The following is a 15,136-nucleotide window of genomic DNA, read 5'->3' as shown; positions in this document are numbered from 1 at the left end:
AAATCTTCTGGGCGGGGAGGGGAGGGGGCACCCGGTTTTGTAAACCGATGCTCCCGGGTTCCCTTTACTCCGCCGCCTCGGCCAGGCCGTCTTCCTCGGAGGCTTCGTCGATAGCCTTGAGTTCGACGTTGAGGCCCAGCGAGCGCATTTCCTTGACGAGCACGTTGAAGCTCTCGGGGATGCCGGCCTCGAAGGTGTCGTCGCCCTTGACGATCGCTTCGTAGACCTTGGTGCGGCCGACCACGTCGTCCGACTTCACCGTCAGCATTTCCTGCAGCGTATAGGCAGCGCCGTACGCCTGCAGGGCCCAGACCTCCATTTCGCCGAAGCGCTGGCCACCGAACTGCGCCTTGCCGCCCAGCGGCTGCTGGGTGACGAGCGAGTACGGGCCGATCGAACGCGCGTGGATCTTGTCGTCCACGAGGTGGTGGAGCTTCAGCATGTAGATGATGCCCACGGTGACCTTGCGGTCGAACGCGTCGCCGGTGCGGCCGTCGAACAGGGTCGACTGACCCGAGGTGTCGAGACCTGCCAGCTCCAGCATGTCCGAAACGTCGGCCTCACGCGCGCCGTCGAACACCGGAGTGCCCATCGGAATGCCCGTGCGGACGTTCTGGATCAGCTCGTTGACCTGCTCGGGGCTGCGCGCCTCGATCTCGTCGGCATAGTGATCGCCATAGACCACCTTGAGCCGGTCCTTGACGGCATCGGGCATGGCGCCCGCAACCGCGTCCGGATTCTGCTCACGCCACTCTTCGAGCTGCCTGGCGACCTGCATGCCCAGGTTACGGGCAGCCCAGCCAAGATGGGTCTCGAAGATCTGACCGACGTTCATGCGCGAAGGCACGCCGAGCGGGTTCAGCACCAGGTCGACCGGGGTACCGTCCTCGAGGAACGGCATGTCTTCCTGCGGCAGGATCCGCGAGATGACGCCCTTGTTGCCGTGACGGCCGGCCATCTTGTCGCCCGGCTGCAGCTTGCGCTTCACCGCGACGAAGACCTTGACCATCTTGAGCACGCCCGGCGGCAGCTCGTCACCGCGCTCCAGTTTCTCGCGGCGGTCCTCGAACTTGTCCTTGATGCGCTTCACGGCCTCGTCATACTGGCCCTTCACCGCCTCGAGGTCGCCTTGGACCTTGTCGTCAGCGACGGCGAACTTCCACCATTCGTGACGATCCACGCTGTCGAGCAGATCGGCGTCGATCTCGGCGCCCTTCTTCAGGCCCTTCGGCGTCGCCGTGGCGACCTGGCCCAGCAGCATCTCGCGCAGACGCGACCAGGTCGCGCGGTTGAGGATGTTGCGCTCGTCGTCGCTGTCCTTCTTCAGGCGCTCGATTTCCTCGCGCTCGATGGCCAGGGCACGCTCGTCCTTGTCGATGCCGTGACGGTTGAACACGCGCACATCGACGATCGTGCCGGCCACGCCCGGGGGCAGGCGGAGCGAGGTATCGCGGACGTCCGAGGCCTTCTCGCCGAAGATGGCGCGGAGGAGCTTCTCTTCCGGCGTCATCGGCGATTCACCCTTCGGGGTGATCTTGCCGACCAGGATGTCGCCCGGCTCCACTTCGGCGCCGACGTACACGATGCCGGCCTCGTCGAGGTTGCGCAGTGCTTCCTCGCCGACGTTCGGGATGTCGCGGGTGATGTCCTCCGGCCCGAGCTTGGTGTCGCGGGCCATCACTTCGAACTCGTCGATGTGGATCGACGTGAACACGTCGTCCTTCACGATCCGCTCGGAGATCAGGATCGAGTCCTCATAGTTGTAGCCGTTCCAGGGCATGAACGCGACGAGCGCGTTGCGGCCCAGGGCCAGCTCGCCGAACTCGGTCGACGGACCGTCGGCGATGGTGTCGCCGGCGTTCACGATCTCGCCGACCTTCACCAGCGGACGCTGGTTGATGCAGGTCGACTGGTTCGAGCGCTCGAACTTCATCAGCGTGTAGATGTCGACGCCGCTCTCTTCCGCCGAGACCTCGCCGGTCGCGCGGATGACGATACGGGTCGCATCGACCTGGTCGACGATGCCCGCGCGCTTGGCGGCGATCGCCGCACCCGAGTCACGCGCAACCGTCTCTTCCATGCCGGTGCCGACGAAGGGCGCTTCCGCCTTCACCAGCGGCACGGCCTGGCGCTGCATGTTCGAGCCCATCAGTGCGCGGTTCGCGTCGTCGTTTTCCAGGAACGGAATGAGCGACGCTGCGACCGAGACCAGCTGCTTGGGGCTGACGTCCATCAGCGTCACCGTCTCCGGCAGCGCCATCAGGAATTCGCCGGCCTGGCGGGCCGAGATCAGGTCCTCGGTGAAGCGGTGATCGGCATCGACCTCGGCCGAGGCCTGCGCGATCGTGTGCTTCGCCTCTTCCATCGCCGACAGATAGACCACGTCATTGGTCACCTGGCCGTTGTCCACCTTGCGGTACGGCGTCTCGATGAAGCCGTACTTGTTCACCCGGCTGAACGACGCGAGCGAGTTGATCAGACCGATGTTCGGGCCTTCCGGCGTCTCGATCGGGCAGATACGGCCATAGTGGGTCGGGTGAACGTCGCGGACTTCGAAGCCTGCGCGCTCACGGGTGAGACCGCCCGGCCCGAGCGCCGAGACGCGACGCTTGTGCGTCACTTCGGAGAGCGGGTTGGTCTGGTCCATGAACTGCGAGAGCTGCGACGAGCCGAAGAATTCGCGAACCGCGGCAACCGCCGGCTTCGCGTTGATCAGGTCGTTCGGCATCACGGTCGACACGTCGACCGAGCTCATGCGCTCCTTCACGGCGCGCTCCATGCGGAGCAGGCCGACGCGGTACTGGTTCTCGAGCAGCTCGCCCACCGAACGCACGCGACGGTTGCCGAGGTTGTCGATGTCGTCGACTTCGCCCTTGCCGTCCTTCAGGTCGACCAGGGTCTTGACCACGGCGAGGATGTCCTCGGTGCGCAGCGTCGTGACAGTGTCCTCGGCGTCGAGGTCGAGGCGCATGTTGAGCTTCACGCGGCCGACGGCCGAGAGGTCATAGCGCTCCGGATCGAAGAACAGGCCGGCGAACAGCGACTCTGCCGTCTCGAGCGTCGGCGGCTCGCCGGGGCGCATGACGCGGTAGATGTCGGCGAGCGCCTGCTGACGCTCCTCGGCCTTGTCGGCGGCGAGGGTGTTGCGGATCCACGGACCCGTCGAGATATGGTCGATGTCGAGCAGCTCGACGCGGTCGATGCCGGCCTTGTCCAGCTTCTCCAGGTTCTCGGCCGAGACTTCGTCGCCGGCTTCGATGTAGATCTCGCCGGTCGCCTCGTTGATGAGGTCATAGGCCGAATAGCGGCCGAAGATCTCGTCGGTCGGGATCAGCAGGGTCTCGAGACCGTCCTTCTGCGCCTTGTTGGCGGCGCGCGGGCTGATCTTCTGGCCAGCCGGGAAGATCACTTCGCCCGACTTGGCGTCGACGATGTCGAACGACGGCTTGGCGCCGCGCCAGTTGGTCGGGTCGAACGGAATCTGCCAGCCGTTCGGGCCGCGGACGAAGGTCACGCGGTTGTAGAAATAGTTGAGGATGTCCTCGCCGTTCAGGCCGAGGGCATAGAGCAGCGTCGTCACCGGAAGCTTGCGCTTGCGGTCGATACGGACGTTGACGATGTCCTTGGCGTCGAACTCGAAGTCCAGCCACGAGCCGCGATACGGGATCACGCGCGCGGCGAAGAGATACTTGCCCGAGGCATGGGTCTTGCCGCGGTCATGGTCGAACAGCACGCCCGGCGAACGGTGCATCTGCGATACGATGACGCGCTCGGTGCCGTTGATGAAGAAGGTGCCGTTGCCCGTCATCAGGGGCATGTCGCCCATGTAGACGTCCTGCTCCTTGATATCGAGCACCGAGCGGGCTTCGGTATCGGGATCCACCTCGAACACGATCAGGCGTAGCGTGACGCGCATCGGCGCCGCATAGGTGATGCCGCGCTGGCGGCACTCTTCCACGTCGAACTTCGGATTCTCGAGCTCGTAGTTCACGAAGTCGAGCTCGGCGGTGCCGGCGAAGTCGCGGATCGGGAAGACCGAGCGCAGGGTCTTCTCGAGGCCGGAGACATAGCCGATCGAGGGATTGGACCGCAGGAACTGCTCGTAGGATTCGCGCTGAACCTCAATCAGGTTCGGCATCTGCACCACTTCGTGGATGTCGCCGAACACCTTGCGGATGCGGCGCTTGAACGTGCCGCCCTCGATTGCCTTGGTTGCCATGGGTGTTTTTGCCTCGTCAGCAGTAAATTCGGTGCCCCTGATCCGGGGCCGGGACGTGCCATGAGACGCGAAAAAGCCGCGCGACTCCCTGTTCGGGCATCGGCAGCTTCAAGCGTCTTATGAGACCACGACCCCAATTCGCCCGATGCGTTGCGCGACGACGCATCATTTCCCGGGGCCGTGGTGAGGAGCGCGATATAGGGGCTGGGTTGCCTTCTGTCAAAGGGGCGGGGCTCGACAGGATTCACGCGTTCCCGCCGCACTCCAAAAAACGTTTTGCATTGCAACGAAATTGATGCCGCAGTGCAGCGTGAGCGTAACATTCCGCCGCCACTGGCCTCGCTTCGGGTAAACAAAGAAGGGGGTTGGTTTCCATGGCTAACAAGATGAAATTGCTCGCGGTGCTGCTGGCGTCGACGGCAACGGGCGTGGCGCACGCGCAGCAGGAGCAGGCGAAGCCGGAGGCATCGCAGGAGGCCGCGGGCGGCAACGAGATCGTCGTCACCGCGCAGAAGATCGAGCAGCGCGCGATCGACGTGCCGATCACCATCTCGGCGCTCACCGAAGCGCGCATGAACGAGCTCGGCGTCTCCGATCTTGACGAGCTGTCGGCCTATGTTCCCGGCCTCAACATCCAGGAGCAGAGCGCCAACAATCCCGGCATCGTCATTCGCGGCATCACGTCGGACAGCGGCTCGGCGCAGCAGGCGGCACGCGTCACCCTCTATTACAACGGCATCGACATCTCGCGGTCGCGCGGCGCCTATCAGGCGGTCTATGACCTCGATCGCGTCGAGGTGATCAAGGGCCCGCAGGCGACGCTGTTCGGCACGGCATCGGCAGTGGGCGCTATCAGCATGATCTCGGCCCGGCCGCGCGCCGGCTTCTCCGGCGAGCTGTACGGCGGCATCGGCAATTACGACCAGAAGCAGCTGGGCGGCCATCTGAACCTGGGTTCGGACGTGATCGCCGGCCGTGTCGCCTTCGAATGGAAGAAGCGCGACGGCTATGTCCACAATCTCTCGACGACGCAGGGCGATCTCTATGCCCAGAACTAGCTCGGCGTCCGCGCCTCGCTGCGCTTCACGCCGAGTGATGCGCTGACGGTGGACCTGATCGGCACCTATGACCGCCAGCGCAACAGCGGCACGCCGTTCATCTCGAAGCTCTATCCGACCTCCAAGGGCCCGGGCAATCCGTTCGGCGACGCCAACCTGTCGGGCTCGCCGGTTTCGAAGGCGGCGCTCGGCGCCGACAAGCTGGGGCTGAACCGCAATGTCTATGACGGCAACCTGACGATCAGCTATGATTTCGCCGATGGCTGGAACTTCACCAGCGTCAATGGCTATCGCAGCTTCGACTCGCTCGAGATCTTCGACGCCGACGGTTCGGCTGCCTGGTATCTCGAATTCGCCGAAGGCGCCTATGGCTCGCAGATCAGCCATGAATCGCGCTTCGCATATAGCGACGATCATTTCCGCACGAGCTTCGGCTGGAACGTCTTCCACGAGAACAACCGCCAGGAAGTGCCGTTCTCGACCGAAGAGGGCATCTATCTCCAGTGCGCCGCCAATGTGATCAAGGGCCTGGGCTGCATCGCGCCCAACGGCACCGTCACGGCCGCGCAGGCGACCGGCCTGCTCACCGGCGGCAAGGCGACCGTCATTCCCTATCGCTCGATCTTCACCAACAAGGGCATCAACGACAGCTATTCGATGTTCGGCGAAGTCACCTGGATGCCGACCCAGCGGCTGGAACTGACCGCCGGCATCCGTGCCCTGATCGAGCAGCGCAAGTCGGGCTATTATGCGGTGGCGCCGAAGTCGGTGCTTTCCGGCGCCGCGCTGATCCCGGGCCAGGTGACGACCAACGGCACGATCTGGTCGCAGGACAGCTTCCAGGCGTTCCTGCCGCGCTTCAATGTCCTCTATCGCCTGAGCGACGGGCTGAACCTGTACGGCACCGTTTCGAAGGGGCGCCGTTCGCCGACGGTCAACCAGGGTGCCGGCACCACCTCGCTGATCCCCGAGGAGACCGTCTGGAACTATGAGGGCGGCATCAAGGCGTCCAAGGGCATCGTCTCGGGCTCGCTCGGCGTCTATTACCAGAAGTACAAGAACTTCCAGGTCTCGCGCGTGGTCACGGATGCGAACGATCCCTCGGGCCGCCCGGTCGGGTCGAGCGTCACCGAAAGCGCCGGCAGCGCGAGCAATCTCGGTGTCGAGGCCGAGCTGCTGGTGCGTCCGACGTCCTGGTTCAGCATGTTCGGCAACATCGGCTATATCGATGGCGGCATCGACAAGACCAAGGCGAACGGCGTCTATGCCGGCAACAAGTTCCGCCTCCAGCCCGAGGTCCAGGCGGCAGCCGGCTTCACGGTCGACGCGCAGCTTGGTGATGGCATCCGCTTCTTCGCGACGACGAGCGTGACCTATCGCAGCAAAATCTATTTCGAAGTGCCCAACAAGGAAGCGATCTCGCAGGACGGCGTGGTGCTGGTGAATGCGAAGGCGGGCGTCAGCTTCGCAGAGCGCCGCTACGAGATCGCCGCCTATGTCCGCAACGCGACGAACAAGCGCTATCTGCTCGATGCCGGCAACACCGGCGGCGGCTTCGGCAATCCGACCTTCATCCCTGCCGAGCCGCGCTTCTATGGCGTGCAGCTGACCGGACGCTTCTAAGCATCCGTCCATTCGCCTGGCGGAGGGGTAGGGTTCGGCCCCATCTCTCCGCCAGCGTGAACTTCAGGTGTGGGAACGGCGGAACCTTTTGCCTGCCCATAAGTGCTGCGTGAATCTGCAATTAACCCCAGATGAATGCGGTTGTTCGTCGTTCATGACGCGCAGTTCACCGCAGTTTCGAGCCTCCTTCGCGACGGAATCCGGGTTCCATTCATTGAACCTGCGACATGAAGGAGAGACTTGTAATGCGTACCACCCGTGCCGCGCTGTTTCTCGGCGCCGCCTTCCTCGCTCTGCCCGCCCAGGCGCAGGACACCCCCCAGCAGGTCACCCCGCCGCCGATCATGACGACTCCGGCGCCTGCACCCGCCCCGGCGCCCGCGCCTCAGCCGCAGGTGGTGATCCAGCCCTCCGCCCCGGTGGTCCAGTCGGTCCCCTCGGTCGAGGAGCAGCAGCGCGGTGCCGCCGCCGCGGATGCGCCGGCCCCGGCCGAGCGCCGCACCACCGCCACTCGCACCACGACGACGAGGACCACTACCACCACTCGCGCAGCCCCGGCTCCCGCACGCCAGGCCGCCCCGGCGCCAACCGCCGAGACGCCGACAGCGCCGCCGTCGCCGCCGATCGATCCGTCGGCCGTGCCCGCGCCGCTGCCGCCCCAGGCGGAGACCGCGCCTGCTCCGGCGCCTGACACTGCTGCGCCGGTAGCGTCCGACACCACCACGACCCAGACCAGCAGCACCGCCATCGCCTGGCCGTGGCTGATCGGCGGCCTCGCGCTGCTGGGCCTTGGCATCATCGCGTTCCTGTTCACGCGCCGCCGCCGCAATGACGAGGCGGTGACCACCGAGACGGCCTATGTCGAGCCCGCCTACGTCGCGCCCGTCGCCGCCGCGCCGGTGGTGGTCGAGCCGGTCGCCGCGCCCGATGCCGCCGTCATCGCCCAGGTGCCGCCCGCCGACGAGCGGAACGTCCGCCGCGAGCCCAGCCCGGCGATCGTCCCCGAAGTCGCCGCCGAGCAGGTCGAGGAAGCCGAGATCGCCGATGCCAGCAAGGACGACCTTGCCGGTGTCGCCGATGCCGCCGCGCCGGTGTCGCACCGCCCGTGGATCGAGCTCGGCCTGCGTCCGGTGAGCGCCGGCACCACCGAGGAAGAGGCGATGGTCGATTTCGAGCTGACCGTCGGCAACTCGGGCGACACCCAGGCGCGCAACGTCCGCATCTCGAGCTTCATGCTCGCTGACGAGGCCGAGAGCACCGAGATGGAGCGCATGCTCACCGAGCGCCGCGCCGACACCATCGTCCCGCCGGTCTCGATCGAGCCGGGCGACGGCACCCGCGTCGATGCCCATCTCGCGGTGCCCAAGGGCGACCTGGGCCGCGTGTTCAACCCCGTCGTCGTCGCCGAGGCGCGCTACACCCTGCCGGACGGTAGCGAGGCGCGCACCGCCGCGGCGTTCCGGATCGGCCGCCCGGCCTATGAAGGCGGGATCGGTGCGATCGGTGCCTCGCGCCCGCACGTGACCGACGATCTCGCCGCCGAGCTCTACGGCCAGCCCGAGCACGTCTGATCCCTGACATATCGGGGACACAGGAGCCCGCTTCTTCCGAAAGGGAGGAGCGGGCTCTTTCCTTGCGGAGGGATTTGGGCCTATCGAACGCCATCCTCAGGGAGATACTATCACATGAACAAGTCGCTGCTCGCCCTGGCCGCCGGAACGGCCATCCTCGCTGCCACGGCCGCCCAGGCGCAGGAAAGCCCCGCACCCGCCCAGGCGCCGGCCGCGTTCAACGACATTCCGCCGAACTTCAATCCGCCTGCGCTTCCCGCCGATTACATCAAGCGTGAAGTGATGATCCCGATGCGCGACGGGGTGAAGCTCTACACCGTCTTCATCATCCCCAAGGGCACGAAGAACGCGCCGATCCTGTTCACCCGCACGCCCTACAACGCCGCCGGCCGCGTCGTCCGCACCGAGAGCGGCAAGATGATCAACACCCTGCCCGAAGGCGACGAGGTGTTCGTCAAGGCGGGCTATATCCGCGTGTTCCAGGACATTCGCGGCAAGTACAAATCGGAGGGCGACTATGTCATCACCCGCCCGCCGGTCGGCCCGCTCAACCCGACCAAGGTTGATCACATCACCGACGCCTATGATTCGATCGACTGGATGGTGAAGAACATCCCCGAGACCAACGGCAAGGTCGGCATGCTCGGCTCGTCGTACGAGGGCTTCACCGTGGTGATGGCGCTGATGGGGCCGCACCCGGCGCTCAAGGTTGCAGCACCCGAGAGCCCGATGATCGACGGCTGGATGGGCGACGACTGGTTCCACCACGGCGCCTTCCGCCTGGCGAACATCGGCTGGATCGGCTCGCAGACCGGCTACAAGGGCGCCGGCAAGGCCCCGCCGCGCCCCGACTGGGACGATTACGAGACCTTCCGCAAGGTCGGTTCGGCCGGCGACTGGGCCAAGCAGTTCGGCTATGACCAGCTGCCCGCCTGGAACAAGATGAGCCAGCACGTCGCCTACGACAAGTTCTGGCAGGGCCAGGCGCTCGACAAGCTGCTCGCCGCCAATCCCTCGAATATCCCGACGCTCTGGGAACAGGGCATCTGGGATCACGAGGACATGTACGGCGCGATCCATGCCTGGGAGGAACTGCAGAAGACCCCGCAGGCCAGCAGGAACTATCTGCTGATGGGCCCGTGGCGCCATTCGGGCTTCAACTATAACGGCTCGAGCCTCGGCCAGCTGAACTTCGAGGGCGACACCGCGCTCCAGGCCCGCCGCGACATCCTGCTGCCCTTCTTCAACGCTTATCTGAAGGACGGGGCACCGGCGTTCACCCCGGCCAAGGCGAGTTTCTACAACACCGGCGAGAACCGCTGGGAGTTTCTCAGCAAGTGGCCGCTCGCCTGCGAGACCGGCTGCGACGCCAAGCTCACCCCGATCTACCTCAAGCCCGCCGAAGGCCTCGGCTTCGACAAGCCCGGCGCCGGGTCGGACAGCTACGTTTCCGATCCCGCCAAGCCGGTGCCGCACCTGCCGCGGCCGGTGAACTTCCAGGACGGCCGCTGGTCGACCTATCTCGTCACCGATCAGCGCTTCGTCGATGGCCGTCCGGACGTGATGACCTATGTCACCGATCCGCTGACCGCCCCGGTCCGCGTCTCCGGCGCGCCGCTGGCGGACATCTTCGCGAAGACGACGGGCACGGACGGCGACTTCGTCGTCAAGGTGATCGACGTCTATCCGGACGACTATGTCACCAAGAAGGAGATGGGCGGGTTCCAGCTGCCGATCAGCATGGACATCTTCCGCGGCCGCTATCGCGACTCGTTCGAGCATCCGACGGCGATCCCGGCGAACAAGGTGCAGGAGTACAAGTTCCGCCTGCCGACGGTGAACCATGTCTTCCAGCCGGGCCACCGGATCATGGTCCAGGTCCAGTCGAGCCTGTTCCCGGTCTATGACCGCAACCCGCAGAAGTTCGTCCCCAACATCTTCTTCGCCAAGCCCGAGGACTATCAGAAGGCGACGGTGACTTTGATGTACGGCGGTGCCCAGTCGAGCAACGTGCTGCTGCCGGTGGTGCCGCTCGATCAGTCGGCGAATGAACAGAAGTAATTGTAGGCTTTCCATCGGGAATTCGGGACGGGCCGGGGCGATGCTCCGGCCCGTTTCATTTGGCTGTTAACCAGCTCGTGCGAGATGTTCGTAACATCGCCGATCTAGCCTTGCGCGATATCGGAGGGGTGCATGCGGACGACTTGGGCGATTCTGGCATCGTTGGGCTTGGCCGGCGGCGCGATAGCGATGATCCGGCCAGCCTCGCCCGATAGCAACGTGCCCGACATCCTGATCGAGGGGCTGAGCACCGGCACGGTGGTCGAGCAATATGTCGCGCAGCTCGCCGGCCGCCTGCGCAGCGCCGACCGCGCAGGCGATGGCCTCGACGCCGCCGATGTCGCCCTGGCGCGCGACCTGCGGCGCGCGAGCACCCGCGGGAGCCGCATCGGCCAGATGCTTGCGCGCGACCTGAACGGTGACCTCAAGGTAACCCGCGACGAACTGGTGCGCAGCGCACCGACCGTAGCGCCGTATCGCGACCGGCAGGTCGAGAACGAGCTCTCCGAATATGACGGCGACCGCGACGGCGTCATCACCGTGGCGGAGATGGCGGCAGCGGCCGAGGAGTCCGATCGCAGCGACGATCGCCTGGAGGAATTGCTCGCCCTCGATCCGAACCATGACGGCAAGCTCACTGTCCGGGAACTGCGCGAACGCGCGGAGCAGGCGTTCGCCCAGATCGATACCGATGGCGACGGCAAGCTGTCGCAGCCGGAATATGCCGCGATCATGCCGCGCGTTCGCGCGATATCCGTCGCTCGCAGCATACCGAAATGCTCGCTGCCGGCAGTTCCCGCCGGCGCGAAGCTGCTGGTGTTCGGCGCCTATGAGGGGCAGGCCATCTCGTCGGCCGCGATCGGCGGCGCGGATCAGGAAACCAACCTGATCGACGTCGATATCGAGCCCGGTAGCGCGCCGCTCTATCTGGTGCTCACTTCCTATGAATCGATGGCCTGGCGGCTGAACGGTGCGACCAATCGCGTGGCCTGGGTCGTCGTCTCTTCCTACCACGCGCCGGAGGCTGCCGACGGCTTTCCGGGCAAGCCCGCCGCCGGCGCGCCCCGCGGCATGGTGGTGATTCCGCCGCCCCGCGCCCGGCGCGAGATATCGGCATCGGGGGTGATCGGCATCCCGTCGGATCGCGTGACGATCGCCGGCACGCGCTGCCCGGGTTACATGTCCGAGCCCGGCCAGGCCGAGGCGAACGGCATGCTCACGGCGCTCCGGACCTCGCTCGGGCGCGCGCCGGACGGCGTCTTCGGCAAATATGCGGTGCGCCGGGTGGCGCTGCCCTCGGGCAGGATGGAAGTGAGGCAGCGGGGCGAGCCCGAAACGCCCAGCGGGTTCGATCCGGCGGCATGGCGCGAGGCATCACGCTACTGGCCGGCGGGCCTGGTCAAGGTCGATCCGCGCCAGGTGGTGGCGCAGGCATCGGTCGCGCCCTACGCCGTGCTTCCCAGCCAGATGGGCCTGGCGCAGCTGGTCGGATCAGGCGCCCTGCAGCAGGTCGACAGCAGCACCTTCCGCGTGGTGCGGCCGATCGCGCATATGCCGCCGGGGATGGGCGGGGCGCATTCGGTGACCCTGCTCTTCGCCAAGGGGGTGCCGCTCCCGCCCGGCAATCCCGTCCATAGCTGCATCGTCATGGAAGGGACTGGGGAGACGGTCGGCGCTACCTGCGACATGCGTGGGCGGCGGCCACCCCAGTCGCCGCAATAAAGCCCCTGTACAGCGGCGCTGCGGAGTGTGACGGTGGGTTAGATCACCGACTCACCCGAGGGGAGAATAGATGAGGAAGTGGAGTCTCGCGCTCGCCTTGGCGGCGACCGCAGTTCCGGCGCTCGCGCACGCCCAGGCCGGCGCACCTGCGCCGGCGAGCAAGCTGCATGTCGACACGCAATATTTCACGCTGCCCAATGGCCTGCGCGTCGTTCTGACCAGGGACACGATCGCGCCGACGGTGACGGTCGGTGTCTATTACGGCATCGGCTTCCGCGTGGAGCCCAAGGACCGCACCGGCTTCGCCCATCTGTTCGAGCATCTGATGTTCCAGGGATCGAAGCATGCGCCGAAGGGCGTGTTCGACACCACGATCACCAATTCGGGCGGCGTCAACAACGGCTCGACCCGGTTCGACTTCACCAATTATTTCGAGATCGTCCCGTCGGGCGCGCTTGAGCGCATGCTGTGGCTCGAGGCCGATCGCATGGCCAATCCGGTGATCGACGACGTCGTGCTGAAGAACCAGCAGGGCGTAGTCGGCAACGAGGTCAAGGTCAACGTCCTCAACCAGCCCTACAGCACCTGGCCGTGGATCGACCTGCCGATGCTGGCCAACACCAACTGGTACAACAGCCATAATTTCTACGGCGATCTGAAGGAGATCGAGGCGGCGACGGTGCCCGACGCCCAGGCCTTCTCCAAGGAGTTCTACCGGCCGAACAATGCGGTGCTCGTGATCGCCGGAGACCTGGATTACGCCGCGACCAGGGCGATGGTGGAGAAATATTTCACCCCGATCGCCTCGGCCGCGCCGGTCAAGCAGCCCGACATCTCCGAGCCGCGCCAGACCGCCGAGAAGTTCAAGAGCCGCGTCGACGCGCTCGCGCCCAAGCCCGGCTATGCCGCCGGCTATCACGTGCCCGATCGTGGCACCCCCGAATGGTATGCGATGGGGCTGATCGACCAGATCCTGCTCCAGGGCGATGACAGCCGGCTGTTCAAGAAGCTGGTGTCCGACACCGGCATCGCCGGCGAGCTTTCGGGCGGGATCAATGGCGATCTCGGCAACATGTTCAACTATCGCGGACCGATGCTGTGGAGCTTCAGCTTCACCCATGATCCGACGCACACCACCGCCCAGATCACCAAGGCGGTGGACGAGGTGATCGAGGAGCTGCGGACGAAGCCGGTGACCGCCGCCGAGCTGCAGCGTGCCCGTACCAAGATGCGCTCCGACCTGTACGGTACGATCGACGGGGGCGGCCGGGTCGGCCTGATCGACCTGCTCGCCGTCTATGCGCTGTTCGACAATGATCCCGCCGCGGTGAACAAGATCGAGGAGGGCTTCGCCAAGGTGACGCCCGCGCTGATCCAGAAGACCGCGCAGGAATATCTTCGCAAGACCAACCGCTCGGTCTACGTCATCGAGCCCGGCGCCCAGCCCAAGGGAGGCAAGTGATGAAGCGCGCGCTCCTCGCATTCACGGCGCTGGTCGCCGTCACCACCCCGGCGCTGGCCCAGGACAATTTCCCGCCTGCGCCGCCGATCGCCGATCCCAAGCCATTCACGCTGCCGGCGACCGAGACCTATACGCTGCCCAATGGGCTGCAGGTCACGCTGATCCCCTATGGCATCGCTCCCAAGACGGTCGTGTCGCTGCGCGTGCGCGCCGGCGCGGTCAATGAAGGCGATGCGGTGTGGCTCTCCGAAGTCACCGGCGCGCTGATGAAGGAAGGTGCGGCCGGCAAGACCGCCGCCGATCTCGCGGCCACGGCGGCGGGGATGGGCGGGCAGCTCAACGTCAGCGCCGGCATGCAGTCGACTTCGGTCGGCGTGAACGTCCTGTCCGAATATGCCCCGGCCGCGATCCAGCTGGTCAGCGACGTGGCGATCCGCCCGACGCTGCCGGCGAGCGAGTTGGCCCGGGTGAAGGCGAATCTCGGCCGCCAGCTCTCGGTCGCCCTGTCGCAGCCGGGCACGCTGGCGGACGTGGCGCTGGGCCGCACCGTCTATGGCGCCAGCCATCCCTATGGCCGGATCATCCCCAGCGCGGCGCAGCTCCAGGGCTATACGATCACCCAGGTGCAGGGCTTCCATGCCGGCCAGTTCGGCGCGAAGCGCGCGCATCTCTATGTCGCCGGGCGTTTCGACGCGGCGGCGGTGAAGGCGGCGATCGACAAGGCCTTTGCGGGCTGGAAGGCCGGTCCCGATCCGGTGACGCTGCAAAGCCCGCACAAGCCGGGCCCGCAGATCGTGCTGGTCGATCGTCCGGGGGCGCCCCAGGCGACGCTGCGGCTCAGCTTCGATGCCAGCCGTGCCGGCACCGAAGGGGACATCCCGCAGCGGGTGACCAATGCGCTGCTCGGCGGCGCGTTCAGCTCGCGCATCACCCGCAACATCCGCGAGGACAAGGGCTATACCTATTCGCCGGATTCCGACGTGGGCTTCACCCCCGAACAGGCGCTGTGGACCTTCCAGGCGGACGTCACCACCGAGCATACCGGGGATTCGCTGAAGGAGGTCTTCAAGGAGATCCGCCGGATGCAGACCGAGCCGGTTCCGGCCGAAGAAGCCAAGGGAATCCGCACCTATCTCGCCGGCCTCTTCGCCATCTCGAACTCGACCTCGGGCTCCGTTATCGGCACCCTGGCGACGCGCGATCTGCTCGGTCTGCCGGGCGACTGGACCGAGCGGTACGTGCCTGCGGTGCTGGCGGTGACGCCGGAGCAGATGCAGGCCTCGGCGAACAGCGGCTATCCGCTGGGCAAGCTCACTCTGGTGGTGGTCGGCGACCTCAAGACCGTCGTCCCCCAGCTTAAGGCCCAGCCCGAGCTGGCCAATGTCCCGACGACCACGGTAACGGTGCCGTGAGCTAGAAA

General features: G+C 66.0%; 6 protein-coding genes and 1 pseudogene. 6 read left to right on the top strand and 1 reads right to left on the bottom strand.

The features are described from left to right. Positions 1-64 precede the first annotated feature (64 nt). Positions 65-4,219, bottom strand: a complete 4,155-nt coding sequence (gene rpoB, locus ACEN8G_RS13225; RefSeq protein WP_413414093.1) for a DNA-directed RNA polymerase subunit beta — start codon at positions 4,217-4,219, stop codon at positions 65-67. Between the two features lie 386 nt (positions 4,220-4,605). Here rpoB and ACEN8G_RS13220 point away from each other — a divergent pair. The 6 genes and pseudogenes from ACEN8G_RS13220 to ACEN8G_RS13195 all read left to right on the top strand — a co-directional run bounded on the left by ACEN8G_RS13220 (position 4,606) and on the right by ACEN8G_RS13195 (position 15,128). Next, positions 4,606-6,900: pseudogene (locus ACEN8G_RS13220) on the top strand (TonB-dependent receptor). 245 nt (positions 6,901-7,145) lie between these two features. Continuing rightward, the gene (locus tag ACEN8G_RS13215; RefSeq protein WP_413414095.1) at positions 7,146-8,471 is read left to right on the top strand and encodes a hypothetical protein; all 1,326 of its coding nucleotides are present in this window, start codon (positions 7,146-7,148) and stop codon (positions 8,469-8,471) included. Positions 8,472-8,585: 114 nt separating this feature from the next. Next, the gene (locus ACEN8G_RS13210) at positions 8,586-10,532 is read left to right on the top strand and encodes a CocE/NonD family hydrolase (protein WP_413414096.1); all 1,947 of its coding nucleotides are present in this window, start codon (positions 8,586-8,588) and stop codon (positions 10,530-10,532) included. Positions 10,533-10,721: 189 nt separating this feature from the next. Next, the gene (locus tag ACEN8G_RS13205) at positions 10,722-12,254 is read left to right on the top strand and encodes an EF-hand domain-containing protein (RefSeq protein ID WP_413414097.1); all 1,533 of its coding nucleotides are present in this window, start codon (positions 10,722-10,724) and stop codon (positions 12,252-12,254) included. Between the two features lie 70 nt (positions 12,255-12,324). Further along, entirely contained in the window at positions 12,325-13,716 is a 1,392-nt protein-coding gene (locus tag ACEN8G_RS13200) for a M16 family metallopeptidase (RefSeq protein ID WP_413414098.1), read from the top strand. Beyond that, entirely contained in the window at positions 13,716-15,128 is a 1,413-nt protein-coding gene (locus tag ACEN8G_RS13195) for a M16 family metallopeptidase (RefSeq protein WP_413414099.1), read from the top strand. The genes ACEN8G_RS13200 and ACEN8G_RS13195 overlap by 1 nt, the downstream gene beginning before the upstream one ends. Positions 15,129-15,136: the final 8 nt, after the last annotated feature.

Source organism: Sphingomonas sp. Sphisp66 (assembly GCF_047324325.1).
In the GTDB taxonomy this organism is placed as follows: domain Bacteria; phylum Pseudomonadota; class Alphaproteobacteria; order Sphingomonadales; family Sphingomonadaceae; genus Sphingomonas.
This window is presented reverse-complemented; position numbering and strand designations above follow the sequence as displayed.